Annotated in this window: 26 protein-coding genes; 18 read left to right on the forward strand and 8 right to left on the reverse strand. The window is 67.2% G+C overall.

Going from position 1 to position 25,353, the window contains the following annotated elements:
• Positions 1–75: 75 nt before the first annotated feature.
• The 7 genes from rpmI to ACP7AU_RS07900 all read left to right on the forward strand — a co-directional run bounded on the left by rpmI (position 76) and on the right by ACP7AU_RS07900 (position 5,823).
• Positions 76–273, forward strand: coding sequence for a 50S ribosomal protein L35 (rpmI, locus tag ACP7AU_RS07870; RefSeq protein ID WP_131250811.1), 198 nt, complete (start codon positions 76–78; stop codon positions 271–273).
• Between the two features lie 111 nt (positions 274–384).
• A complete protein-coding gene (gene rplT / locus ACP7AU_RS07875; protein ID WP_303696636.1) occupies positions 385–738 on the forward strand; it encodes a 50S ribosomal protein L20 in 354 nt (117 codons plus the stop codon).
• A 92-nt stretch (positions 739–830) separates the two neighbouring features.
• Entirely contained in the window at positions 831–1,919 is a 1,089-nt protein-coding gene (gene pheS / locus ACP7AU_RS07880) for a phenylalanine--tRNA ligase subunit alpha (protein WP_426051054.1), read from the forward strand.
• Positions 1,920–1,923: 4 nt separating this feature from the next.
• Positions 1,924–2,334 (forward strand): hypothetical protein, encoded by a 411-nt coding sequence (locus ACP7AU_RS07885; RefSeq protein WP_426051055.1) that lies wholly within the window; start codon positions 1,924–1,926, stop codon positions 2,332–2,334.
• The gene (locus ACP7AU_RS07890) at positions 2,331–2,747 is read left to right on the forward strand and encodes a hypothetical protein (protein ID WP_426051056.1); all 417 of its coding nucleotides are present in this window, start codon (positions 2,331–2,333) and stop codon (positions 2,745–2,747) included. Before ACP7AU_RS07885 ends, ACP7AU_RS07890 begins: the two co-directional genes overlap by 4 nt.
• Before the next feature lie 39 nt (positions 2,748–2,786).
• On the forward strand, positions 2,787–5,231 hold the full coding sequence (pheT, locus tag ACP7AU_RS07895; RefSeq protein ID WP_426051057.1) for a phenylalanine--tRNA ligase subunit beta: 2,445 nt from the start codon (positions 2,787–2,789) through the stop codon (positions 5,229–5,231).
• A gap of 55 nt (positions 5,232–5,286) precedes the next feature.
• Positions 5,287–5,823 (forward strand): TIGR00645 family protein, encoded by a 537-nt coding sequence (locus tag ACP7AU_RS07900; protein WP_426037820.1) that lies wholly within the window; start codon positions 5,287–5,289, stop codon positions 5,821–5,823.
• Between the two features lie 25 nt (positions 5,824–5,848).
• On the opposite strand, the gene ACP7AU_RS07905 is transcribed toward ACP7AU_RS07900, so the two are convergent.
• Entirely contained in the window at positions 5,849–6,394 is a 546-nt protein-coding gene (locus tag ACP7AU_RS07905; RefSeq protein ID WP_426051058.1) for a hypothetical protein, read from the reverse strand.
• Between the two features lie 126 nt (positions 6,395–6,520).
• Here ACP7AU_RS07905 and ACP7AU_RS07910 point away from each other — a divergent pair, with 126 nt between their 5' ends.
• Positions 6,521–7,135, forward strand: coding sequence for a DUF1134 domain-containing protein (locus ACP7AU_RS07910; RefSeq protein WP_426051059.1), 615 nt, complete (start codon positions 6,521–6,523; stop codon positions 7,133–7,135).
• 19 nt (positions 7,136–7,154) lie between these two features.
• On the opposite strand, the gene hisN is transcribed toward ACP7AU_RS07910, so the two are convergent.
• Both hisN and ACP7AU_RS07920 read right to left on the reverse strand, forming a co-directional pair.
• Positions 7,155–7,940 carry a histidinol-phosphatase gene (hisN, locus tag ACP7AU_RS07915; protein ID WP_426051060.1) on the reverse strand — a complete coding sequence of 262 codons (786 nt, stop codon included), beginning with the start codon at positions 7,938–7,940 and terminating at the stop codon, positions 7,155–7,157.
• Between the two features lie 155 nt (positions 7,941–8,095).
• Complete coding sequence (locus tag ACP7AU_RS07920) at positions 8,096–8,482, reverse strand: helix-turn-helix domain-containing protein (RefSeq protein ID WP_426037828.1); 387 nt, start codon at positions 8,480–8,482, stop codon at positions 8,096–8,098.
• Positions 8,483–8,676: 194 nt separating this feature from the next.
• Between ACP7AU_RS07920 and ACP7AU_RS07925 the strand changes: the two genes are divergently transcribed.
• The gene (locus ACP7AU_RS07925; protein WP_426037830.1) at positions 8,677–8,931 is read left to right on the forward strand and encodes a GlsB/YeaQ/YmgE family stress response membrane protein; all 255 of its coding nucleotides are present in this window, start codon (positions 8,677–8,679) and stop codon (positions 8,929–8,931) included.
• 70 nt (positions 8,932–9,001) lie between these two features.
• Here ACP7AU_RS07925 and ACP7AU_RS07930 read toward each other — a convergent pair whose 3' ends face one another.
• A complete protein-coding gene (locus tag ACP7AU_RS07930) occupies positions 9,002–9,499 on the reverse strand; it encodes a superoxide dismutase (protein WP_426051061.1) in 498 nt (165 codons plus the stop codon).
• 133 nt (positions 9,500–9,632) lie between these two features.
• Positions 9,633–10,619, reverse strand: coding sequence for a 2-hydroxyacid dehydrogenase (locus ACP7AU_RS07935; protein WP_426051062.1), 987 nt, complete (start codon positions 10,617–10,619; stop codon positions 9,633–9,635).
• A 62-nt stretch (positions 10,620–10,681) separates the two neighbouring features.
• Here ACP7AU_RS07935 and ACP7AU_RS07940 point away from each other — a divergent pair, with 62 nt between their 5' ends.
• The 7 genes from ACP7AU_RS07940 (at position 10,682) to recF (ending at position 18,508) form a co-directional block, all read left to right on the forward strand.
• Positions 10,682–11,266 (forward strand): SH3 domain-containing protein, encoded by a 585-nt coding sequence (locus tag ACP7AU_RS07940; RefSeq protein ID WP_426037836.1) that lies wholly within the window; start codon positions 10,682–10,684, stop codon positions 11,264–11,266.
• Between the two features lie 848 nt (positions 11,267–12,114).
• Entirely contained in the window at positions 12,115–12,672 is a 558-nt protein-coding gene (fabA, locus tag ACP7AU_RS07945) for a 3-hydroxyacyl-[acyl-carrier-protein] dehydratase FabA (protein ID WP_426037838.1), read from the forward strand.
• Between the two features lie 45 nt (positions 12,673–12,717).
• The gene (gene fabB / locus ACP7AU_RS07950; RefSeq protein WP_426051063.1) at positions 12,718–13,947 is read left to right on the forward strand and encodes a beta-ketoacyl-ACP synthase I; all 1,230 of its coding nucleotides are present in this window, start codon (positions 12,718–12,720) and stop codon (positions 13,945–13,947) included.
• Positions 13,948–14,041: 94 nt separating this feature from the next.
• A complete protein-coding gene (locus ACP7AU_RS07955) occupies positions 14,042–15,289 on the forward strand; it encodes a cation:proton antiporter (protein WP_426051064.1) in 1,248 nt (415 codons plus the stop codon).
• 50 nt (positions 15,290–15,339) lie between these two features.
• Complete coding sequence (locus ACP7AU_RS07960) at positions 15,340–16,137, forward strand: enoyl-ACP reductase FabI (protein WP_426038467.1); 798 nt, start codon at positions 15,340–15,342, stop codon at positions 16,135–16,137.
• Between the two features lie 93 nt (positions 16,138–16,230).
• Positions 16,231–17,349 (forward strand): DNA polymerase III subunit beta, encoded by a 1,119-nt coding sequence (gene dnaN, locus ACP7AU_RS07965; RefSeq protein ID WP_303696651.1) that lies wholly within the window; start codon positions 16,231–16,233, stop codon positions 17,347–17,349.
• A 25-nt stretch (positions 17,350–17,374) separates the two neighbouring features.
• On the forward strand, positions 17,375–18,508 hold the full coding sequence (gene recF, locus ACP7AU_RS07970) for a DNA replication/repair protein RecF (RefSeq protein ID WP_426037845.1): 1,134 nt from the start codon (positions 17,375–17,377) through the stop codon (positions 18,506–18,508).
• Between the two features lie 139 nt (positions 18,509–18,647).
• Here recF and ACP7AU_RS07975 read toward each other — a convergent pair whose 3' ends face one another.
• Complete coding sequence (locus ACP7AU_RS07975) at positions 18,648–19,871, reverse strand: cation:proton antiporter (protein ID WP_426051065.1); 1,224 nt, start codon at positions 19,869–19,871, stop codon at positions 18,648–18,650.
• A 233-nt stretch (positions 19,872–20,104) separates the two neighbouring features.
• Between ACP7AU_RS07975 and gyrB the strand changes: the two genes are divergently transcribed.
• Positions 20,105–22,552 carry a DNA topoisomerase (ATP-hydrolyzing) subunit B gene (gene gyrB, locus ACP7AU_RS07980; RefSeq protein WP_426037849.1) on the forward strand — a complete coding sequence of 816 codons (2,448 nt, stop codon included), beginning with the start codon at positions 20,105–20,107 and terminating at the stop codon, positions 22,550–22,552.
• Positions 22,553–22,573: 21 nt separating this feature from the next.
• Here the strand turns inward: gyrB and ACP7AU_RS07985 are convergent, their stop codons facing one another.
• Positions 22,574–23,077: a surface-adhesin E family protein gene (locus tag ACP7AU_RS07985; protein ID WP_426051066.1), complete on the reverse strand. Its 504-nt coding sequence runs from the start codon at positions 23,075–23,077 to the stop codon at positions 22,574–22,576.
• A 110-nt stretch (positions 23,078–23,187) separates the two neighbouring features.
• Here ACP7AU_RS07985 and ACP7AU_RS07990 point away from each other — a divergent pair, with 110 nt between their 5' ends.
• Complete coding sequence (locus ACP7AU_RS07990) at positions 23,188–24,081, forward strand: alpha/beta fold hydrolase (RefSeq protein WP_426051067.1); 894 nt, start codon at positions 23,188–23,190, stop codon at positions 24,079–24,081.
• Here the strand turns inward: ACP7AU_RS07990 and lysA are convergent.
• Positions 24,073–25,350 carry a diaminopimelate decarboxylase gene (gene lysA / locus ACP7AU_RS07995; RefSeq protein ID WP_426051068.1) on the reverse strand — a complete coding sequence of 426 codons (1,278 nt, stop codon included), beginning with the start codon at positions 25,348–25,350 and terminating at the stop codon, positions 24,073–24,075. The genes ACP7AU_RS07990 and lysA overlap by 9 nt on opposite strands.
• Between the last annotated feature and the right edge of the window lie 3 nt (positions 25,351–25,353).

Below are 25,353 nucleotides of genomic sequence, written 5' to 3' on the forward strand. Positions count from 1 at the left end.
TTCCTAATCCCGGCCACCATCCACCCTCGGGCTCAAGTAGCCCGACCGGACGGTAGCCCCAAAAGAGAGTGGAAAATGCCGAAACTTAAGACGAAGTCGGGCGCCAAGAAGCGCTTCTCTTTCACTGCGACGGGCAAGGTGAAGTCCGGGGTTGCGGGCAAGCGTCACCGCTTGATCAGCCACAACTCCAAATACATCCGCCAGAACCGCGGCACCAAGGTCATGGCCGACGCCGACGCTAAGAAGATCAAGTCCTACATGCCGTACGCGTAAGCGTAGGCGGCACATCAGACCCGATCTCACCGCATTGAATTTGAATTCGGGCCCTCAAGCAGCAAGCGACCGCGTCGCGAGCGTTAGGGCCCTTCCGAAGAAAGACACATCATGGCTCGCGTAAAAAGGGGCGTCGTATCGCACGCCCGTCACAAGAAGGTTCTCGAACAGGCCAAGGGCTTTTCGGGACGCCGCAAGAACACCATCCGCACGGCCAAGGCCGCCGTTGATCGCGCCGGGCAATACGCCTACCGCGACCGCCGCATCAACAAGCGCAACTTCCGCGCCCTGTGGATCCAGCGCATCAACGCCGCCGCCCGTCAGGAAGGCTTCACCTACTCGCAGTTCATCCACGGCCTGTCGAAGGCCGGCATCGAGCTGGACCGCAAGGTCCTCGCCGCGATCGCCATGGACGGCGTCGGCTTCTCGGACATCGCCGCCAAGGTGCGCGAAGCCCTGAAGTAGGACTGATCCGGTCCGCCGGAACGATCAAAAGCCCTCCGGTTCGCGCCGGGGGGCTTTTTGCTTTCGCCCCCAGCCGCTAGACGATCCGCACCATGCCAGACTCTTCAACGCCTCTCGCCGTCCTCGAACTTGAACTGATCAACGCCATCGGCTCCGCGACCACCGTCACCGAGGTCGAGGCCGTGCGCGTCGCGGCTCTCGGCAAGACCGGGACCATCTCGGGCCTGCTGAAGGGCATGGGCGCCATGAGCCCCGACGAGCGCCGCGAACAGGGGCCGATGATCAACGGCCTGCGCGACCGGGTCTCCTCCGCCATCGCTGAAAAGAAGGCCGAACTCGAAGCCGCCGAACTCGACGCCCGCCTCAAGTCGGAACACATTGACCTGACCCTGCCGGCCCGTCCGCGCCGCAAGGGCGGGGTCCATCCGACCATGCAGGTCATGGACGAGATGATCGCCCTGTTCGCCGAGATGGGGTTCGCCGTCGCCGAAGGCCCGGACATCGAGGACGACTTCCACAACTTCACGGCCCTGAATTTCCCGCCCAAACACCCGGCGCGGGAGATGCACGACACCTTCTTCCTGAAGCCCGACCCGGAGACGGGCGAGCGCAAGGTCCTGCGCACCCACACCTCGCCGGTCCAGGTGCGGACGATGATGTCGCAGACGCCGCCGATCCGCATCATCGCGCCCGGCCGCACCTTCCGTAAGGACTCCGACGCCACCCACACCCCGATGTTCCACCAGATCGAGGGGCTGGTGATCGGTAAGGACATCCACATGGGTCACCTCAAGACGACGCTGGAGACCTTTGTGGCGCGGTTCTTCGAACTGGACGGCGTCGACGCCCGCTTCCGCCCGCACCACTTCCCCTTCACCGAGCCCTCGGCCGAGATGGACATCCGCTGCGACCGTTCCGGCGGCAAGCTGGTGCTCAACGAAGGCGACGACTGGCTGGAGATCCTCGGCTGCGGGGTGGTGCATCCCAACGTCCTGCGGTCATGCGGCATCGACCCGGACGAGTGGCAGGGCTTCGCCTTCGGCATGGGCGTCGATCGCATGGCCATGCTGAAGTACGGCGTGCCCGACCTGCGGCCGATGTTCGAGGCCGACATCCGCTGGCTGGCCCACTATGGCTTCTCCGCCTTCGCCGCCCCCAACCCGGCCTCCGGCCTGAGCTGACATCATGACCGACATCAACCCGTCCACCGCAGCCGCCCCGTCGCCCGACGTGACCCGCACCGCGTTCGAGGGCGAATCGATCTGGCTGCCGCGCCTCTCGGTCGAGCATCTGAACGCCGGTCATGACGCGATCCGCGGCAAGACCTTCACCGAATGCCTGATCGAGGGTCCGGCGGTCATGTTGCCGGCCGGCGACGTGATCTTCGAGGACTGCCATATGGGCGCGGCCGCGAGCCCGCAGAACCTGCTGCTGGCGCCGGTTGGAGACCTGGTCACCGGCGCCATCGGCGTGGCGGACTGCCGTTTCGTGCGCTGCCGCTTCCTCTATGTCGGCTTCGTCGGTCACGAGGCGTTCCGCGAGATGTTCGCCGCCGGCGTGCCCAGCCTGTCCAGCCTTCAGGAGTCCGGCCAATGAGTTTCATCGATCCCGCGCGAGGCCTGCCGATGACCGGCCTCGGTCGCCCGTTGAACATTACCGATGACCTCGGCAAGCGCGCCTTCGTCAACGAGGACATGGCCCTCTACGACCTGTTCGCCTTCCACCTTCGCCACGGCCGTTCGATGATCGAGGGCATCAGCTTCACGGGCTGCCGCATCGAGGGCCCGGCGATCATGCTGATCCTTCCAGGCACGACCTTCGACGCGGTGAATTTCGGCGAGTCCAAGGGCGACATCGGCAACCTGGTCCTGCGCCCGGTGCGCAACATGGCCATCGGGGCGATCCCGGTGATCAACTGCATCTTCCAGAACTGTGAGTTCCACGCCCTGGGCTTCACCGGCAATGAACAGATCCTCAGCGAAATCCTCGCCATCAAGGCCGTCGGCTGACGCCCGCCTTTACTTCGACTTCCAGGAAAGCCTGATCCCGTGAAATTCACCCTGTCCTGGCTCAAGGACCATCTGGAAACCGACGCCGAGGTCCACGCGATCGCCGAGGCCATGACCATGGCCGGGCTGGAGGTCGAGCATGTCGCCGACCCGGCGGCCGCCCTGGCCCCGTTCACGGTGGCGAAGATCGTCTCGGCGACCCGGCACCCGAACGCGGACCGGCTCCAGGTCTGCCAGGTCGAGACCATCGACGGCATGAAGGAAATCGTCTGCGGCGCTCCGAACGCGCGGGCAGGCCTCACCACCATCTATGCTCCCATCGGCGCCTGGGTGCCCGGGCTCGGCGTCACCCTGGTCGAGAAGCCGGTCCGCGGCGTGGTGTCCAACGGCATGCTGTGCTCGGCCTCCGAACTGAACCTGTCCGAGGAAAGCGACGGCATCCAGGAACTGCCGCCCGAGATCCCCATCGGCACGCCCGTCGCCAAATTGTTCGGCGCCGAGCCGGTCATCGACTTCGAGGTGACCCCCAATCGCCCCGACTGGCTGGGCGTGGCCGGAATCGCCCGCGACCTGGCCGCCGCCGGGGTCGGCACGCTGAAACACTATGACGTCGCCACGGTGCGCGGCGCCTTCCCCTCGCCGATCTCGGTGCGGCTCGACGCGCCGGAGATGTGCCCGGTCTTCGCCGGCCGCGTCATCCGGGGCGTGCAGAACGGCCCGTCGCCGGCCTGGCTCCAGACCCGGCTGACCGCCATCGGCCTGCGCTCGATCAACCGTCTGGTCGATGTCACCAACCTGATCGCCTATGACCGTGCCCGGCCGCTGCATGTCTATGACGTGGCCAGGCTGGTCGGCTCCGGGATCGTCGTCCGCGCCGGCCAGATCCCGGCCGCGACGCCGAGCCAGAAGGGGGGTGAGCACGAGCATCTGATCGCCCTCGACGGCAAGACCTACACCGTCGACCCGACCATGTGCGTCGTCGCCGACGCGGGCGGCGAACGCCCCATCGGCCTCGGCGGCGTCATGGGCGGCGAAAGCACGGGCTGTTCCGACGAGACGACCGACGTCTTCCTCGAAAGCGCCTGGTTCGACCCCATCGTGACGGCCCAGACCGGCCGGACCCTGACCATCTCCTCCGACGCCCAGTACCGGTTCGCGCGCGGCGTCGACCCGGCCTCGGTCGTGCCCGGCATCGAACTGGCCACCCGCCTGATCCTCGACCTCTGCGGCGGCGAGCCGTCGGAGATCGTGCTGGCCGGCGAGCATCCGGCCAATCCGCTGCCGTTCGCCTTCGACCCCGCCTATGTGAAACAGCTCTCGGGCATGGAGCTTGAGGACGACCGCATCGGCGCCATCCTGGGCCAGCTCGGCTTCCTCGTGCAGGCCGCCCCCGCCGGTTCCGCCCAGCCCTGGATCGTCACCCCGCCGTCCTGGCGTCGCGACGTCGAGGGCAAGGCCGACCTGGTCGAGGAGGTCGCCCGCATCCATGGCTTCCAGCACCTGCCCAACACGCCCCTGCCGGATCAGGGCGCGCCGTCCAAAGGCGTGCTCAACCCGCGTCAGGCCCGCGTCCGCATCGCCCGCCGCGCCCTGGCCTCGCTCGGCTATTCGGAAGCCGTCACATGGTCCTTCACCAGCCGGGAGACCGCCGCCCTGTTCGGCGGCGGCGACGAAAGGCTGATCGTCGATAATCCGATCGCCTCGGACCTCGACTGCATGCGGCCCTCGGCCCTGCCCAACCTGATCCAGGCCGCCGCCCGCAACGCCGCGCGCGGACACGGCGATGTCGCCCTGTTCGAGATCGGCCCGATCTACCTCGGCGACCAGCCGAACGACCAGCGCACCGTCATCGCCGGCCTGATCAGCCCGCGCGCCGCCCGTCACTGGGCCGGCTCGGGCGACGACGCCCTGTTCGCGCTGAAGGCCGATCTGATGGCCGTGCTCGACGCCGTCGGCGCCCCGACCGCCTCGCTGCAACTGGCGCAAGGATCGAACCGCGACTGGTGGCATCCGGGCCGCTCCGCCCGGCTTCAGCTGGGTCCGAAGACCGTCGTCGCCGAGTTCGGCGCCGTCCACCCGCGCGTGCTGAAGGCGCTCGACGCCGACGGCCTGATCCTGGCGTTCGAGATCGTGCTCGACGCCGTGCCCGAGCCCCGGTCGAAAGCCGGCGCGACCAAGGCCCGCGGCAACGCCGACCTGCCCAACCTCATGCCCCTGACCCGCGACTTCGCCTTCGTGGTCGAGGACGACAAGGCCGCGGGCGATCTCGTCCGCGCCGTCCAGGGCGCTGACAAGGCCCTGATCGCCGAGGTCCGGGTGTTCGACGTCTATCGCGGAGCAGGCGTGCCGGAAGGCTCCAGGTCGGTGGCGCTCGAAGTCGTCGTCCAGCCCCGCGAGGCCACCTTGACCGACGTCGAAATCGAGGCTCTGTCGGCCAGGGTCGTCGCGGCGGCCGGCAAGCTGGGTGCGACGCTTCGAAGCTAGCCCTTGATCCCTTCGCGCCCTTTCGGCCAGAACGGACGGGACTGAGGGGGACCGCATGCCCAAGCCGAAACTCGAGACAGCGTTCGAACGCCTGCTGTTCCGCTCGCGCTGGCTGATGGCGCCCTTCTACGTCGGTCTGGCGGCAGCGCTTCTGATGCTGCTCGTCGTCTTCGTGCGCGAGCTCTTCTACTATCTGCCCCAGGCCTTCGCGGGCGGACCCGGCATGAGCTCCAACGACGTCATCCTGGCCGTCTTGTCGCTGGTGGACCTGTCATTGGCCGGCAATCTGCTGCTGATCGTGATGTTCTCGGGCTACGAGAACTTCGTCTCCAAGCTGGATCTGGACGGTGAGACGGATCGGCCGCCATGGATGGGCACCGTCGATTTCTCGGGCCTGAAGATGAAGCTGATCGCCTCGATCGTGGCGATCTCGGGCATCCAGCTGCTGAAGTTCTTCATGCATTTCGCCGAGGGCGGAGAGATCAATCAGGTCGAGGCCATGTGGGGCGTCATCATTCACCTGACCTTCGTCACCTCCGGGGTGCTTCTGGCCCTGATGGACTGGCTGACCGGCAAGACCGACAAACACTAGGGGCCCTCTCCGGGAGGGAGAGGGATCAGGTGACGGCGTACCGCTCTTCGATCCCGTCCGCCTCGAATTCATGCCGGTCCAGACTGTCCAGGCACGCCTGCACCAGCCGTTGGAACAGCCCGTCATCGCTGGCCGCCACCGCCGGCAGCAGATAGTCTGTGACCTCCGCCCGCACCGGCAGCGTCCCCACCGGTCCCGGCACGCTGATCGCGAGCCTCAACCCCTCCGACAACCACTGCGCCACGGTGTCGAACAGCAGTTTCGACTGAAGAAACTCTGTCCGCCGCACGACATACAGGGTCATCTCGCCGGTCAGCAGGCCGTCCGGCCGTACGATGATGCCGCTGAGGTCCGGCCGCCAGTCGTCCGACAGCTCCACGACCCGCCAGACGCAGAACCACGTGCGACAGGTCTGCGGCCGCACCGCATGGACCGAACACCCGGCCCCGTCGACGCAATAGGCGCAAAGCCGCCCTGTCGGCTTGGACAGCTCGGGCAGGTCCAGCGGAATGAACCGGCAGCATTCGACGCAGGGACCGCATTCGCGGCCGGGGATCAGGGGCAATTCCATCGACCCACTATAGCGATCCCGAACGGCAACCTCTCGTTAACCTCGTCGCCCCAAGGCTGACGCAAAACCCGGCGATGCTGGTCACAGGCTCGCGGGGACGAGCCGCACCTCTTTCGGGACACCGCCATGCACCGCCGCCACCTGATCCAGACCGGTTTCGCCGCCGCCTCCGTGACGGCGCTGGGCGCCTGCGCCACCAGCCCGCGCCAGCCGACCGAGCCGAACTATCCGATCGCTTCGGACGCCAATGCCCAGGCCTATACGGCTGACGAGCTGGTCGCCGCCGGCTCGCGCGAACTCGGCATCGCCGCCGAGGCCATGGGCTCCGCCATCGAACGCATCTTCCGCGACCAGGGCGACGCCCCCACCGCCTATATCGCCGGAGAAGAGGGCGCCGGCGCCGCCGTGATCGGCCTGCGCTATGGCCGCGGCGCCCTGCATATGAAGGACCACTCCGCCTCGCAGGACGTGTTCTGGCAGGGAACCTCGATCGGCTGGGACATCGGCGGCAACGCCAGCCGGGTCTTCACCCTGGTCTATGGCCTCTACGCGCCCGACGCGATCTATCGCCGCTATCCTGGCATTGAGGGCGCGGCCTATCTGATCGGCGGCCTGGGCGTGAACTATCAGCGCGCCGACGGCATCGTCCTGGCCCCGGTCCGTACCGGCGTGGGCCTGCGTCTCGGCGCCAATGTCGGCACCATGTCCTACAGCCGCCAGCGCAACCTGCTGCCCTTCTGATCTCGCAGACAAGTTCGGACTACTGAGCGCCCCTTCGGAACGCCACCAGGGCCTGTTCGCGGACCCGGGGGTCGCCGACCGCGATGATGCGTCCGTCGCCGTTGACCGGCCCGCCGCGCCAGTCGGTGACTTGGCCCCCGGCCGCCTCGACCACCGGGATCAGGGCCGACCAGTCCCACAGCTTCAGGCCGGTCTCGGCCACCATGTCGATCCGGCCCATGGCCAGCATGGCGTAGGCATAGGCGTCGCAGCCGTAGCGGGCCAGGCGGGCCGCCGCCATCACCTGGGTCCAGGCGCCCAGTTCCGGCCCTGTGAAGATCTCCGGCGCCGTGGTGGCGATGACCGCATCGGTCAGTTTAGCGCAGTCCCGGACCTTGATCGGTTGGGTCTCGCCCCGGCTCATCAGGACAGCGCCCGAAGGCCCGCCCAGGAACAGTTCGCCGATGTAGGGCTGGGAGATGGCGCCGACGGTGGATCGTCCACCGACCGAAAGTGCAATCAGGGTCGTCCACAATGGCAGGCCGGCGATGAAGGCGCGCGTCCCGTCGATGGGGTCCAGGATCCAGACGTGTTCCGCGTCCGGCCGGTCTTCTCCGTACTCCTCGCCGATGACCCCGTGGTCGGGATACCGGCTGGCGATCAGTTGCCGGATGGCGGCCTCCGCCTCCTTGTCCGCCTGGGTGACCGGATCAAAGGCGCCGGGGCCCGCCTTGTTCTCCTCGGCGTAGTCGCCGCGAAAGAAGGGCAGGGTCACCCTGGCGGCCACGGCGGCCAGTTCGACGGCGAAGGATTCAAACTCGGTCATGAGCGGAGGGCATACAGACGCCGCCCCCCCGCGTCATCACCAGACACACTCCGATCCAAATCGCGAGTCCGCGCTCAAGCAGCGAGGCGGAGCCTGTCCTCCGGCCGATCGAAGATCGGACCCGGGGGCGAGCCGAGCGGTAGCGCCCTCAAAAATCAGGAAGGCGAGGCTTCGCCTTCTGTGTGCAGCGACTTGGCCAGGTCCAGCAGACGGCGGCGCGGACGCTCGCCCAGCTGGTAGTAGGCCTGGATCAGGTCGAGGGTTTCCTTGCGGGAAAACATCTCTCCGCCGTTGGCGCCGGCCTGTTCCTTGCGTTCCATGGCTTCGGCCAGGCCGTCGTAGAAATAGCTGATCGGCGTCTCCAGCGCCTCGGACAGCTGCCACAGGCGCGCTGCCGAGATGCGGTTCGCGCCGCACTCGTATTTCTGGATCTGCTGGAAGCGGATGCCGACCTGGACGGCTAGCTGTTGTTGCGTCAGCCCCAGCAGGCGACGACGACGGCGCAGGCGGCGCCCCAGGTGAAGGTCGATATCGGTGGCCATTGCCCAGTTCCCTTGGTCTAGCGGGCTGTGCCAAAGCGGCACGGCTCGCCCGAACTGCCGCAACGACCATGCCGTGTTCTCGTGACGGGCGAGCGATGGCGAACGCGGGTCGAGGAACCCGCGATCATGGACAGGCAACCTCTGCCGCCGAAGCGCATTATTCAGGCCACCTAAGCTTTGGAAGGAATGGAACCATGGGTCTCGGAATTATCGGCTGGATCGTCATCGGCATCGTCGCCGGCTGGCTCGCAGAAAAGGTCATGGGTCGTAATCACGGCCTCGTCACCAATCTGATCGTGGGCGTCATCGGCGCCCTGCTCGGCGGCTTCATCGCCGGCAACCTGCTGGGTCTGGCCGTCGGCGGCTTCAACCTGGTGACTCTGCTGGTCGCATTCGGCGGCGCCGTGCTGCTGTTGTTCCTGCTGGGTCTGGTCAAGCGTCGCGGCTGATCCACCGTTAGCGGAAACAAAGAAGGGGCGGCCCGTCGGGCCGCCCCTTTTTCGTTGGACTGACGAGACCCTAGGCTTGGGGCGTCGGCGGGGTCGAGCCGTCCGGCTCACGGGTGTCGTCGGTCGTCTTGGGTTCAGCCGGCGCCGAGGTCGGGCTCGGATTTGTGGCCGGATCTCCGGCGGCAGGCTCAGTCCTGGTCTCGCCGGCCGGAGCAGCCTCTTCGACCACCGGAGCCGTGTTGAACTCGGCCGAGCTGATGCCGACCACGACATCGGCTCCTTGTTGGGTCAGGCCGCCCAGCGGGACGCCGCGCAGATCGCCGTCAGCGCCGCGAACGGTGAGTTCCTGCTCGCCGGCGGCATTGCTTTGAACACCTTCGAGGATGCCGAGAACCGTGCCGTCCGAGCCCGTGACGCTGGAACCCGGTTGCAGCTGGAGCGAGCCCTGGGCCTGTGCGGTCGGCGCGGTCTGCGCCGCGGCCGGAGCCATGGCGTCCTGGGCCAAGGCCGGGGCGGCGGTCAGGAAAGCAGCGGTCACGCCGGCCAGAAGAACTGTCTTGCGGATCATGTTTCTGTCGCTTGATGGAGCGGGACGAGAGCGCCCGCCGATGGACCTAACCACATCCGTTACGGATTGTTTCAGGCGCCCGGAAATGACCTTTTCCGCGCCCGTATCGGCCGGATCACGTCGGATTCCGGCCTCAGAGCATCGCGGGAATGACACGATCCGGGGGACGGTGGCCGTTCTGGTAGGTCATCACATTGAGGATCACGCGGTCGCCCATATCCTGACGCGCCTCCAGCGTCGCCGAACCCAGGTGCGGCAGCAGGACGACATTGGGCAGGCCGATCAGGCCCGGATGGATCACCGGCTCATTCTCGTAGACGTCCAGACCGACGCCCGACAGCGCCCGGCGCGCCACGGCCTCGGCCAGGGCCGCCTCGTCGATCAGTTCGCCCCGCGCCGTGTTGATCAGGATCGCGTGCGGCGGCAGCAGCGCCAGCCGCCGGGCTGACAGCAGGTGGTGCGTCTCCCTCGTTGCCGGGCAGTTCAGCGAGATGACGTCCATTCGCGCCAGCATCTGGTCCAGGTCGTCCCACCAAGTCGCGCCCAGCTCTTCGACGATCCGTTCCGAGACAGGCTTCCTGTTGTGATAGTGGACCTGCATGCCGAACGCCCGGGCCCGGCGGGCCAGGGCCTGTCCGATCCGGCCCATGCCGACGATCCCCAGCCGCTTGCCCCACAGCTTGCGTCCGCACATCCAGGTCGGGGTCCAGCCCTCGAACTTGCCGGCCGCCACGACCTCGGCGCCCTCCACGATCCGGCGGCTGACGGCGAGGATCAGACCCATGGCGAGGTCGGCGGTGTCCTCGGTCAGGACGCCCGGGGTATTGGTGACGATGATCTGGCGCGCGACGGCGGCGTCGATGTCGATGTGATCCACCCCGGCGCCGAAATTGGCGATCATTTTCAGCTGCGCGCCGGCGCCGTCGATCAGGGCGGCGTCGATCTCGTCGGTGATGGTGGGAACCAGGATGTCGGCGCGCTGGACGGCGGCCTCCAGCGCCGCCCGGTCCATCGGGATGTCCTTCAGGTTCAGTTCGGCGTCGAACAGTTCGCGCATGCGCGTCTCGACTGCGTCGGGCAATCTTCTGGTTAAGACGACCTTAAGCCTGGGGCTGGACATAGGGACCTTGGGTTATTCACGGGCGCCACACGGGCAGGCCCGGGTGCGCCGGGTCGATGCCAGTGACTAGCAAGTTCGGGTCTAGCAAGTCTCGCAGCCGCTTCCAAAGCCTCTCGCGTCGCATCGGCGGCGTGGCGGCCTTGCTGGGTCTGGCGGTCCTCGCCGGAGCGAGCGCCACCATGCCCGACGGGCGGCCGACGCCGACGGGGCTGGAGGTGCCGCGCTGGCTGACGCTGAAGTCCTCGGAAGTGCGCGCCCGCATGGGACCGGGCCTCGACTACCGTATTCTCTGGGAGTATCGCGCCGCCGGCCTGCCGGTGCAGGTCATCGCCGAAACGCGCGAATGGCGAAAGATCTGCGATCCTGAAGGCTCCGTCGCCTGGGTCCATCGCAGCGTGGTCTCGGCCCGACGCGGAGCTTTCAACGCCTCGCTGCAGGAGGTCCCGATCCGCACCGGTCGCTCTGATGACGCGGCCGTGAAGGCCCGGTTCTCACCGCGCTCCGTGGTCGCCCTGGACGACTGCAAGGACGGCTGGTGCGAGGTCCGCGCCCGCAAGCTGCGCGGCTGGGTGGCGGAAGGGTCGATCTTCGGCGCTGGCGCCCGTCCCCTGTGCGACGCGTCACGCCCGGCGGGCGAAGCGCCCTGACCCTTCCGTCTCCCTCCGGGAGAGGCAAAACACCCTCATACCCATCAACGGACGCCCGAAATCACCCAACGATTTCAATGGCCGAAACTTTTTAGAGCCTTTATCGCAGGCGCCCTCCGAACCGGGCGTACACTTCTCCCGTCCCGTCGCGAGGGGAAGGCGTCCTGGGCCCAGGAGCCGGACGTGCGAGGGGGCGCGATCGAGCGGGAAACTGCATCGCTGCGCGCGGCCGAGGACCCTGATCCGGCGACGACCTGGATCCGTGGAGGCACGAACCGGCGCGGATGCAGGACTGTCTGCGGGGTGACAAACCGTGGAGCCCGGAGGGACCTGACACCCTCCGCCCGTCGTGGGCTTAGGTCGGACTGGGTTTAAGCGGCGCAAAGGTCCGGGGGTCGAACAGACACCACCCCGGCAGGCTGCACGAAGCCCGTCACCGGCCGCTCGCGTGAACCGGTCGCGACGGAGCCCCGGCGCGAGCCGAAAATTCTCATCCGGTCCCCGTAACGCGAAAGCAGGGGGCCATATCGGTTCCGGGCGACCGCCCGGGCTCCGTCGGCTTCCCCGACCCGTTCACAGCGGAAGAGCGATGAATCACGTCCAGTCTTCTCCCTCCCCCTCGGGGGAGGGTGGTCGGAGCCGAAGGCGGAGACCGGGTGGGGGCGGCAAGGCAAAGCCCCGCAACCCAGCATCCGCATCGCCCTGCCGCCCCACCCCGTCGCTGCGCGACGACCCTCCCCGAGGGGAAGGGAGAGCCTCGCCCAATAGCCAAGCTTGCCCCCGTCACCAGTTGAGCCCTTCGCTCCCCTCGTGTAACCTCGGCGCAACACCACGGAGTCGCAATCGCCTTGACCGCCTCGAAATACCCCTCGTCGTTCGACCACGCCGCCCTGCTGGCCTCTGGCCGGGGCGAGCTCTTCGGGCCGGGCAACGCCCAGCTTCCGGCTCCGCCGATGCTGATGTTCGACCGGATCACCGAGATCAGCGGCGACGGCGGCGAGCATGGCAAGGGCTATATCGAGGCCGAACTCGATATCCATCCGGACCTGTGGTTCTTCCAGTGCCACTTCATCGGCGATCCGGTCATGCCCGGCTGCCTCGGTCTGGACGCCATGTGGCAGTTGGTCGGCTTCTACCTGGGTTGGATCGGCGGCCCCGGCCGGGGTCGGGCGCTCGGCGTCGGTGAGGTCAAGTTCACCGGCCAGGTCCAGCCGGACGTGAAGAAGGTCACCTACAAGATCACCCTGAAGCGGGTCATCAATCGTCGTCTGGTGATGGGAATCGCCGATGGGGTGATGGAAGCCGACGGTGTGCCTATCTATACGGCCAAGGACATGCGCGTGGGCCTGTTCGGGGCGGGTCAGACCGCCTCCGAACCGGTCGGCGGCTCGTCCGAAGTCGGCTAATCGACATAATCCGCGACCAACGTGGACAAGGCAAAAGGAAACATTATGCGGCGTGTCGTCGTTACGGGTCTGGGCATCGTCTCCTCCATCGGCACGGGCCAGGAGGAGGTCACGGCCTCTCTGCGCAATGCCCGGTCGGGCGTGGTCTCGGCCCCCGATCACATCAAGTACGGCTTCCGCTCGCAGGTCTGGGCGCCCCCGTCGCTGGGCGTGACGGCCGAGGACTGGTCCCCGCTGGTCGACCGTCGCGCGGCGCGCTTCCTGGCCAATGGCACGGCCTGGGGTCATATCGCCTTTGAGGAGGCGCTGAAGGATTCCGGCATGACCCCGGAAGAGATCAAGTCCGAGCGCATCGGCCTGATCGTCGGCGAGGGCGGCCCCTCGACCCAGGTCATCCTGCAGGCGGCCCAGACGACGATCGAGAAGGGCGCGCCCAAGCGCATCGGCCCGTTCGCCGTGCCCAAGGCCATGGCTTCCGGTCCCTCGGCCGTCCTGGCCACCTGGTTCCAGCTGAAGGGGATCAACTATTCGATCTCATCGGCCTGCGCGACCAGCGCCCACTGCATCGGCGCGGGCGCTGAACAGATCGCCTGGGGCAAGCAGGACGTGGTCTTCGCCGGCGGGGTCGAGGACATCGACTGGTCCATGTCCAACATGTTCGACGCCATGGGCGCCATGTCGTCCGACTTCAACGAAACGCCGGGCCGCGCCAGCCGCGCCTATGACAAGGACCGCGACGGCTTCGTCATCGCCGGCGGGGCCGGCATCGTCGTGCTGGAAGAATATGAGCGGGCCGTGGCCCGCGGCGCGACCATCTATGCCGAGGTCACCGGCTACGGCGCCAATTCCGACGGCTACGACATGGTCGCCCCGTCGGGAGAGGGCGCGGAGCGCTGCATGAAGATCGCCCTCGACATGGCCGGCAATCCGAAGATCGACTACCTCAACCCGCACGGCACCTCGACCCCGGTGGGCGACTCCAAGGAGATGGGGGCGGTCCGCAATGTCTTCGGCGACCAGATGCCCATGATCTCCTCGACCAAGTCGCTGACGGGTCATTCGCTCGGCGCGGCAGGTGCGCAGGAAGCCATCTACTGCCTGCTGATGATGAAGCACGGCTTCGCCGCCGAGAGCGCCCATATCGAAAACCTCGACCCTGAGTTCGAGGGCATGCCGATCCTGCGCAAACGCCAGGACGGCGAGCTGAAGCACGTCATGTCGAACAGCTTCGGCTTCGGCGGCACCAACGGGACGCTGATCTTCTCGAAGGTCTGACGCGACCGGGACGCGCCGGCATTCCCCCGGGACCGCTGGAGACGAAACCCTGGAACCCAACCCCTATATCCTTTTTTTGCTGGGCCTTGGCGCGGTGGTTCTGCTCGTCTCCTGGGCTCCAAAGGGGCTCAGCCGATTCCCCATCTCGCTGGCGATGATCTGCGTCGGGCTGGGCGTTGCGATCTTCAGTCTGGACGTGATGTCCTTCGATCCGGATCCGCGCACGTGGGACACCCTGACCGAACGGCTGACGGAGCTGGTCGTCATCATCTCTCTGATGGGAGCGGGCTTGAAGCTGGATCGACCGGTCAGCCTGAAGGGCTGGGGACCTACCTGGCGGCTGCTCGCCATCGCCATGCCGCTGACCATCGCGGCCACGGCCTGGCTTGGGGTCGCAGGTCTGGGGTTCAGCCTGGCGATGTCGCTGCTGCTGGGGGCGGCGATGGCGCCGACCGATCCCGTCCTGGCGTCCGACGTTCAGACCGGACCGCCGAAATCGGGCGAGGAGAACGAGGTCCGATTCAACCTGACCGCCGAGGCCGGGCTGAACGACGCCCTGGCCTTCCCGTTCGTAAATCTGGCCATTCTCGTCTCGCTGTCAGCGGCGGCGGTCTGGACAGGCCAGGGGCTGGCGCAATGGGCCGCAGTCGATGTCGCCTGGAAGCTGGTCGCGGGGGCGGCCATGGGCTGGGCCGTCGGCAAGGCGATGGGCTGGCTGATCTTCCAGGCCCACAATAATGGCATCTCGCGCCACGCCGACGGACTGGTGGCGATAGGGGCCACCTTCATCGCCTATGCGGCGACCGAAATCGTTCACGGCTACGGATTTCTCGCGGTCTTCGTCTGCGCCCTGACGATCCGGGCCTCGGAGCGTGAGGACGATTTCCACGAGGAGATGCACGACTTCGCCGAACAGATCGAACGGCTTCTGATGATGCTCGTGCTGGTTCTGTTCGGGGGAGCCCTGGCCAACGGCCTGCTGGACGCCCTCACCTGGACCGACGCCCTGATCGGCCTGGCGGTTCTGTTTATCGTCCGGCCGGTCGTGGGTTACGTGTCGCTGATCGGATCGCCTCTGCTGAAGCGTGATCGCGTCATGCTCGCCTGGCTGGGCATCCGGGGTCTGGGTTCGGTCTATTACCTCGCCTACGGCCTCAGCCACGGGGATTTCGGAGACTCGGAGCGTCTCTGGGCGATCACAGGCTTCATCATCCTGGTGTCGATCATCGTCCACGGGATCACGGCGACGCCTCTGATGGCACTGCTGGAGCGACTGGGCGGCCGGTCTTTGCAGGGGAGAGCCGCCCCTGCTAACCCTCCGCGTGACGAACGACTCGGCTGACCGCCGGGCCTGAAGGAGAGACGACCATGGCGAGCGAGAGCGGCTGGAACATGCCCGCAGGCGAACTCATGAAGGGCAAGAAGGGCCTGGTCATGGGGGTCGCGAACTCGAACTCCATCGCCTGGGGCATCGCCTCCCAGTTGGCCGCGCAGGGGGCCGAACTGGCCTTCACCTATATGGGCGAGGGGCTGGAGCGCCGCGTGCGCCCGCTGGCCGAAAGCGTCGGCGCCAGACTGCTGATCCAGGCCGACGTCACCGACGACGCCTCGATGGACTCCGCCTTTGAACAGCTCGAGGCCGAGTTCGGCACGATCGATTTCGTCGTCCACTCCGTCGCCTTCGCCAACAAGGACGAGCTCAAGGGCTCGTTCGTCGACAACACCTCGCGCGACAGCTTCCTGCTGGCCATGAACATCTCCTGCTTCAGCTTTGTCGATGTGGCCCGGCGGGCGTCGAAGATCATGCCGAACGGCGGGTCTATGATCACCATGACATACCTCGGCTCGGAGCGGGCCATTCCGAACTACAACACCATGGGCGTGGCCAAGGCGGCGCTGGAGGCGGCGACCCGCTACATTGCCCGCGATCTGGGTCCGCGCGGCATCCGCGTCAACGCCATCTCGGCCGGCGCCATGCGCACCCTGTCTCTGGCCGGCATCTCCGGCGGTCGGGGCATGATCGCCCAGGGCCGCGCCATGTCGGCGATGAAGGAGGACACCTCAATGGAGGGCGTCGCCGGCGCCGCCCTGTGGCTGTGCTCGGACCTCGGCTTCTCCACCACGGGCGAAGTCATCCACGTTGACGCGGGCTTCCACATGATGGGGCTGGCTGGGGACGAGGAAGCCTGACCCTACGGTTGCTCCCGGCCGCCAATCCTTTAGTGTCCGGGACCACGACTATCGGCGACCGCTGATTCAGCTCGCCCCGGGCCCTGAGACGACATGCAACTGACCATCGAACGTTCCGCGCTCCTGAAGGCCCTTGGCCACGTTCAGAGCGTGGTCGAGCGCCGGAACACAATTCCGATCCTGTCCAACGTCCTGCTGTCGGCGGGGCGCGACAAGCTGAGCTTCGCCGCCACCGATCTGGACATGGAGATGGTCGACGAGGCCGATGCGACCGTCCAGGTCGAGGGCCAGATCACCGCGCCGGCCCACACCCTCTACGAGATCGTCCGCAAGCTCCCGGACGGGGCCGAGGTCGCCCTGATCTACAACGGCGACGATCCGCGACTGACGGTCCAGGCGGGCCGGTCCAAGTTCAACCTGCCGGTCCTGCCGGCCGGCGACTTCCCGGTCATGTCGACCGAGACCTCGGGCACACGCTTCACCCTGATGAAGGAAGATCTGGCGCGTCTGATCGACAAGACCCGCTTCGCTGTCTCGACCGAAGAGACACGCTACTATCTCAACGGCCTCTATCTCCACACCGTGTCGGAGGGCGGGATCCCCCTGCTGCGCGCGGTGGCGACCGACGGCCACCGCTTGGCCCTGGCCGAGACCCCGGCGCCGGAAGGCGCAGCCGGCGGTCCCGGCGTGATCGTGCCGCGCAAGACCATCGATCAAGTCCGTCGCCTGCTCGACGACGGCTCGGGCCCGGTCGAGATCCAGGTCTCGCCGCAGAAGATTCGTTTCGAGTTCGGCCAGGCGTCCCTGACGTCCAAGGTCATCGACGGCGCCTTCCCGGACTATATGCGCGTCATCCCCAAGGGGAACGACAAACAGGCCGACATCGACAACGCCGTCTTCGCCTCCGCCGTCGACCGCGTCGCCACCATCTCGGCCGAGAAGAGCCGCTCGGTGAAACTGGCTTTCGAGCTGGATCGCGTCACGCTGACCGTGCGCAACATGGAGGCCGGCCAGGGCGTCGAGGAGGTCGAGATCGGCTATTCCGAAGCCCCGTTCGAGATCGGCTTCAATGCCCGCTACCTGCTCGACGTCGCCGGCCAGATCACGGGTGAGAACGCCACCTTCATGTTCGCCGACCCGGCCTCGCCCACCCTGGTGCTGGATCCGGGTGATCCGGGCGTCCAGTACGTGCTGATGCCGCTGCGGGTTTAAGCCCGAGGCGGCGGGTTCGCCCCTCGTGATTACCTCCCTCACCCTCACCGATTTCCGGTCCTATGCCTCTGCGGCCCTGCCCATTCCGGCGGGGCCGGTGGTGCTGCATGGGCCGAACGGGGCGGGGAAGACCAATCTGCTGGAGGCGCTGAGCCTGTTCACGCCGGGCAGGGGGCTGAGGTCCGCGACGGCGCAGGAGATGGGGCGGCGGGAGCCGGGTGAGCCGGGGGGGCGAGCCTGGGCCGTGGCGCTGACGCTGGACGGCGCTGATGGCGACGAAGTCCGTCTGGGCACGGGCGTGCAGGTCGCCGGGGCCGGGCGGCGGATGGTGCGGATCGACGGGGAGACGGCCCAGCCCGGGCGGTTGCTGGACTATCTGAGGCCCGTCTGGGCGACGCCGGAGCAGGACCGGCTGTTCTCCGATGCGCGGGCCGAGCGGCTGAAGTTCTTCGACCGGCTGGTGTTCGCCGCCGACCCCCGACATGCGGCGGCGGTCGCGGGATACGAGAAGGCGCTGCGCGAGCGGCTGCGGCTGCTGATCGACGGGGCCGAGGGGCGGGAAGCCGATCCGCTGTGGCTCGATGCGCTGGAAGCGCGGCTGGGCGAGACCGGGGCGCGGGCGGCGACGGCGCGGGCGCGGGCGCTGGCGGTGCTGCAGGCGGCGATCGACGCTCGCTCGGAACGGCCCTTCCCGCAGGCGGATCTGGCTCTGGTCGGGGAAACGGAGCGACTGGCTGAGTGCGGCGCTGAGGAGGAGGCCCTGGCGGGTTCGATCCGCGAGGGGATGGCGCGGGCGCGGAGCCGGGACGGGGCGGCGGGCCGGTCGCTGTTCGGGCCGCATCGGGCCGACCTGACCGCGCTGCACCGGGAGAAGAACCGACCCGCAGCGGAGGGGTCATCGGGCGAGCAGAAGGCCCTGGTCCTCAACCTGATCCTGGCCCAGGTCGGGCGGCTGTCGGGAGGCGGGGCCGCGCCGGTCCTGCTGCTGGACGAGGCGCCGGCGCATCTGGATTCCCATCGGCGGGCGGCCCTGTTCGACGAGATCACGGCCCTGGGCCTGCAGGCCTTCATGACCGGGACCGAGGCCGAGCTGTTCGAGCCGCTGGTCGGGCGGGCGACCTTCGTGCGGGTTGAGGGTGGGGCGCTGACGCCGGGATGACGCGTCCGTTTCGTCCGTCGAAAACACGCTGACGAAACGGACAAAACGGACGAACGCCGCCGTATTCAGGATTTCAAAAACCTGTTTGTGAAGTGGGTTCGCCCGCGCGCACGATCAAGGGGGAAAAGGAATATTTTCTCTATGCCGTCGCCGGGTTGGCTTCACCTTCGACGCGCGGGTTGGGCGGCTTGCCCCCGAGACTGTCCATGACCAGGAAAACCAAGGGGTTGAGCGAGATCGATAGCAGGGCGGCGGCCAGGATGAGGTCGTGGGTCTCCTGTCGCAACGCCCCCAGCGAGACTCCGAGCGCGGCCAGGATGAAGGAGAATTCCCCGACCTGGGCCAGGCTGGCGGCGACGGTCAGACCGGTGGCCCGGTCCAGACCGAAACTGTGGGTGATGGCCAGTGCGGCGAGAGTCTTGCCGACGATGACGATGCCGAGGACGCCCAGCACCGACAGGGGGCGCTCGATGAGGATCATGGGGTCGAAAAGCATGCCGACCGAGACGAAAAACAGGACTGCGAAGGCGTCGCGTAACGGCAGTGATCGCTCCGCCGCGTTGTGGCCGAGCGGCGTGCCGTTCAGCACGAGACCGGCCAGGAAGGCGCCGAGCGCAAAGGAATGGAACAAATAGTAGGCGATCCAGGCGATGCCGAGGGCGATGGCCAGGACGCCTAGGGTGAACAGTTCGCGCGACCGGGTATGGGCGATCCGCACCAGGATCCAGGGCAGGACCTTGCCGCCGACGAACAGCATGGCGACCACGAAACCTGCGACCTTCAGCAGGGTCCAGCTGACGTTCAGGGCCAGGGCGGCCGGATCGACGACCTGGCCGTTGGTCAGGATGATCATCGGCAACATGACAAGGGCGATGACGATGACCAGGTCTTCGACGATCAGCCAGCCGACCGCGATGCGGCCGACCTCGCCCTTGTTCTGGCGGCGCTCCTCCAGCGCCCGCATCAGGACGACGGTGGAGGCGACCGACAGGGCGAACCCCATGAGCAATCCCTCCATGTCCGACATGCCCATGGCGAACCGGCCCAGCGCCCAGCCCAGCACCGTCGCGGAAGCGATCTGCACCAGAGCCCCCGGAATGGCGACCTTCCTGACCTTCATCAGGTCGGCGGGCGAGAAATGCAGGCCCACGCCGAACATCAGCAGGATGACGCCGATTTCCGCCAGTTGGGGCGCCAGGGTGGTGTCAGCCACGAAACCGATGGTGTGGGGACCTACCGCGATGCCCGCCACCAGATAGCCAACCAGGGGCGACAGCTTCAGCCGATTGGCGATCATGCCGAACACGAAAGCCAGCACGAAGCCCGCGACCAGGGTGGAAATCAGGCTGTCGGCATGCGGCATCGGCGCTCCTGGATAGGGCTGGTGTGTCTCTTGATGGGTGAACGCCAGATATTGGGTCTCAACCGGCGAGGGACAAGGCCGCAAAACGTCCTGATCGCTCGCTTTTCGCCTGCGAATTCCTATATAAACGACGCATCCGGGCGGCCTGAATCGGTCGCCAGGCAAATGCCATTTCTCAGCGGGTTGGACGGCGCAGGGCGCGGTCCGCGACACCCGCGTCTCCGGACGATTGAATGACCGACGAACCCCTGAGCGCACGCACCGAAGACACGGCCGAAGAGGCCGCCTATGGCGCGGAATCCATCAAGGTTCTCAAGGGCCTGGACGCGGTGCGCAAACGCCCTGGAATGTATATCGGTGATACCGACGACGGGTCCGGCCTGCATCACATGGTGTACGAAGTCGTCGACAACGCCATCGACGAGGCCCTGGCCGGTCACGCCGATCTCGTCGAGGTGATCCTGAACGCCGACGGCTCGGTCACGGTGACCGATAATGGGCGCGGCATCCCGGTCGATATCCACGCCGGGGAAGGCGTGTCGGCCGCAGAGGTCATCATGACCCAGCTGCACGCTGGCGGGAAATTCGACCAGAACTCGTACAAGGTCTCCGGCGGTCTGCACGGCGTGGGCGTGTCGGTGGTCAACGCCCTTTCGGACTGGCTGAAGCTGGTCATCTTCCGTAACGGCCAGCGCCACGAGATGAAGTTCGAGCGGGGCGACACGGTCGAGAGCCTGCGGGTGACGGGCGAGGCCCCGATACGCGAGAACGGCAAGGTTCTGAGCGGCACCCAGGTGACCTTCTATCCCTCGATCACGACCTTCGCCCACATCGACTTCGACCTGAAGACGCTGGAGCATCGCCTGCGGGAGCTGGCCTTCCTGAACTCGGGCGTTGTCATCAAGCTGCAAGACCATCGCCATGCCGAAGCCGTCGATATCCTGCTGCATTACGAGGGTGGCGTGGAGGCCTTCGTGCGCCACCTGGACAAGTCCAAGACGCCGATCCTGAAGGACGTCATCGTCATTCGCGGCAAGAAGGACAATATCGAGATCGACCTGGCCCTGTGGTGGAACGACTCCTACCACGAGACCATGTTGTGCTTCACCAACAACATCCCGCAGCGGGATGGAGGCACCCACCTCTCAGCCTTCCGCACCAGCCTGACCCGCGTCATGGGCGCCTATATCGAGAGCTCCGGCGCCGGCAAGAAGGAGAAGGTCTCCGTCACTGGCGAAGACGCGCGCGAAGGTCTGACCTGCGTCCTGTCGGTCAAGGTGCCGGATCCCAAATTCAGCTCCCAGACCAAGGACAAGCTGGTCTCGTCCGAGGTGCGGCCGGCGGTCGAGGGGCTCTGCTCCGAAGGGCTGGCGCAATGGTTCGAGGAACATCCGCTGGAGGCCAAACAGGTCGTCGGCAAGATCATCGAGGCGGCCTCGGCGCGTGAGGCGGCCCGCAAGGCGCGCGACCTGACCCGGCGCAAGTCGGCGCTGGAAATCTCCAGCCTGCCCGGCAAGCTGGCCGACTGTCAGGAGCGCGATCCGGCCAAGTCCGAGCTGTTCATCGTCGAGGGCGATTCCGCCGGCGGCTCGGCCAAACAGGCCCGCAACCGCGAGAACCAGGCCGTCCTGCCGCTGCGTGGCAAGATCCTCAACGTCGAGCGCGCCCGGTTCGACCGGATGCTGTCGTCCGAACTGATCGGAACCCTGATCCTTGCGCTCGGCACCGGCATCGGGCGTGACGACTTCAACGCCGACAAGCTGCGCTACCACAAGATCATCCTGATGGCCGACGCCGACGTCGACGGCGCCCACATCCGGACCCTGCTCCTGACTTTCTTCTATCGTCAGATGCCGGAGCTGATCACACGCGGCCACGTCTATATCGCCCAGCCGCCGCTCTACAAAGTCGCTAAGGGCAAGCAGAGCCGGTATCTCAAGGACCAGTCCGAGATGGACTCCTACCTGATCGAGGAAGGGTCATCGGAGGCCGAGCTGGACCTGTCGAACGGTGAACGCCGGATGGGTCTTGATCTGCAGTCCCTGGTGCGTGACGCCAAGGCCTATAGCGCCAGCGTCGACCGTTTGAGCCAGCGCGCTCCGGCCTTCGCCATCGAACAGGCGGCGCTGGCCGGTCTGTTCGCCGATGAGGCCGACATGGCCGGGGTGTCCGCCGCTGCGGCCGCGCGGCTGAACCTCTATGCGGAGGAAGGCGACGGGGCGTGGACAGGCGAGCCCGGAGAGCAGGGCGCCGTGGTCTTCACCCGATCACGCCGCGCGGTGCAGGAGACCATCGTGCTGGAAGAGGCGCTGATCCGCTCGCTGGACGCGCGTCGCCTGGCCGAACGGGCGAGTGCGTTCGAGGGCGTGTTCGCGGCGCCCGCCACCTATCGCCGCAAGGACAAGTCGACAACGATCCGGGGTCCGCTCGACCTGCTCAATGCCGTGCTCGACGCCGGCAAGAAGGGCCTGTCGATCCAGCGCTACAAGGGTCTGGGCGAGATGAACCCGGAGCAGCTGTGGGAGACGACCCTGGACGTCAACGCCCGCACCCTGCTGCGCGTCCAGGTCGACCACGCCGATGACGCCGACGATCTGTTCGCCAAGCTGATGGGCGACGTGGTCGAGCCGCGCCGCGAGTTCATCCAGGAAAACGCCCTGGACGCCGCCGTCGACGTCTGACGGCGACAGCCAGGATCAGTCTCAGGGCCGGCCCGCGTCGATATAGGCCTTCACGCTCGCATAGGACGGCGGCGAGGGGCGCATGTCCTCGCAGCTGATCTCGCGGATGGCGTCGTCGAAGCTGTCGGGGGCGATCGATTCCCACGGCTCCTCGGTGTCGTAGGGTTCCTCGGGCACGCCATCCGCGAAGGCGTCGCTCGTGGTGGCGACATGCGACTGACGGCCGTTGCAGCGGATGCCGAACTGGTCGACCGTATGGGAATAGTCTCTGGCGGTCGTGTCCATGGGCACGCGGGCGACCATGACCGTCAGCTCGTCGCCGGTCCGGACGACGCTGTTGACGTCGATCAGATAGTGTTTCGCCTCTGCGCGAGAGAAGGCCCACCACTCGGGCCCGGTGGCTTCCTGAACCGGCGCGGGGGCGCCGCCCAGCACCTTTTCCTGAGGCGGAGCCGTCTGGGCCTGCGCCGCAGCGGCCCAGAAAATTACCATGGCGGTCGCGATCGCATATTTCCGGATAGTCATAGTCGCCTCCCCAGACGGACACTTGTCTGCCATATTTCGCGCCGTTGCGAGGCGAAGATCAAGGGTCGACCGGTCAACCCTTTGCCCACTTCCCCGTTCAGGGTCCTGACATGTTGCGCGCCCTGATCATCTCAATCGCCCTGTTCATCCTCCCGACTGTCGCCCAGGCGCAGTCGAGCGGGGCGTTCCGATCCGACCGGCTGGTCGTCACGGTCCGGGGCGAGGGACCCGATGTGATCCTGATCCCCGGCCTGGCCTCGACCAGCGACGTCTGGGCGCGGACAGCGAACCGGCTGGACGACCGCTACCGGGTTCACCTCGTCTCCATCCGGGGCTTCGGCAACGTCCCGGCCGGGGCGAACGTGGACGGGGCGCTGGTGGCGCCGGTGGCGGCGGAGCTGCGGCGCTACATCGCCTCGCAGGGCCTGCGACGGCCTGCGGTCATCGGTCATTCGATGGGCGGGCTGGTGGCGCTGAGGGCCGCCGCCGACGCGGGGCGGGACCGGCGCGGCGGCCAGGTCGGCCGGGTCATGGTGGTCGATGCGACGCCCTTTTTCCCCTCCCTGATCAGCCCGGGCGCGACGGTCGGAGATGTCGAACCCCTGGCCCAGATCGCCTATCAGGCCCTGCTGTTTCTCGGCGACGAGGCCTTGCGGACGCAGGGAATACTGCTGGGCGAACAGCTCGGCGGTGCGGCCGACAGCGTGTTCGGGACGCTCGGCTGGCAGGGCGGCGACCGTCAGGTTCTGGCCCAGGGCCTCTACGAGGTCATGACCACGGACCTGCGCAGTCGTTTGCCGGACATCGCGGCGCCGGTGACCGTCGTCTATGGCTGGAGCGCAGACGGGAACTCGCCGCGCGCCCATCTGGATGCCCTGTTCGCCGCCGGCTACCGCAACCTGCGAGCGCCCGCCCGGTTCGAACGGATCGAGGGCGCCGAACACATGGTCATGATCGACCAGCCGACGCGGTTCCTGGCGGCGGTGACGCGGTTTCTAGGCTAGCCACTCCGCCGTCGTCTCGCGCGCCAGCATTTCTTCATACGACGGCCGCGCCCTCACTACGGCCCAGCGGTCGCCGTCGACTAGCACCTCGGGGACCAGCGGGCGGGAGTTGTATTCGCTCGACATCACCGCCCCGTAGGCGCCGGCGCCGGTGAAGACGACGAGATCGCCGGCCTGCAGCGGGGCGAGCGAACGGCCGCGAGCGAAGGTGTCGCCGGTCTCACAGACGGGACCGACGATGTCATAGACGACTTCGGCGCCCTCGCGCGGGACCACGGGCTTCACCTCGTGGAAGGCGTCATACATGGCCGGGCGCATCAGGTCGTTCATGGCCGCGTCCAGCACCAGGAATTTTCGGCCGTCTGCCCGTTCGGTGACCTGGATGACCCGGGTCAGCAGGACCCCGGCATTGGCGGCCAGCAGGCGGCCGGGCTCGAACGCCGCCTCGACGTCCAGGCCGTCCAGCACGCGGGCGACCATGGCGGCATAGTCGGCGGGCGAGGCGGTTGTCGCTCCGCCGGTGTAGGGCACGCCAAGGCCGCCGCCGAGGTCGATGCGGGTCACCGGCAGCCCCTGCTGACGCAGGGTCTCGGTCAGTTTGCGCAACAGGCTGAAGGCGGCCTCCAGCGGCGCCAGGTCGGTGATCTGGCTGCCGATATGGCAGGCCAGCGCCACCGGGTTCAGGTGCGGGCTGGCGGCGGCGCGGGCGTAGAGGGCCATCGCCTCGTCGGCCGGGACACCGAACTTGTCGCCCTCTCCGCCCGTGGTGATCTTGGCATGACCGCCGGCGCCGATCTTCGGGTTCACCCGGATGGCGACGTCGGGCTTGGCGCCCTTCGCCTCGGCGATGGCGATGAGGCGGTCCAGTTCGGGCACGCTCTCGACATTGATCTGGCGCACCCCGACCTCGAGGGCGAAGGCCAGTTCGGCGTCGGTCTTGCCCACGCCCGAGAAGATGATGCGGTCGCCCGGGATGCCCGCCTTGAGCGCGCGCCGGATCTCTCCCTCCGACACCGTGTCGGCGCCGCAGCCGAGACGGGCCAGGGTCGCCAGTACTGACAGGTTGGAATTCGACTTGACCGCGAAGGCGATCAGACTGTCGCCCAGCACCGACGGATGGGCGTCCAGCGCCTCGCGCAACACCCGGTAATGCCGCGTCAGTGTGGCGCTCGAATAGACGTAGACCGGGGTGCCGACCTCGGTCGCCAGAATGGTCAGGTCGACGCCCTCGGCGTGGAGGGTGCCGTCCCTGAGTTCAAAGTGATCCAAGAT

Source organism: Brevundimonas sp. SL161, assembly GCF_049896985.1.
In the GTDB taxonomy this organism is placed as follows: Bacteria; Pseudomonadota; Alphaproteobacteria; order Caulobacterales; family Caulobacteraceae; genus Brevundimonas.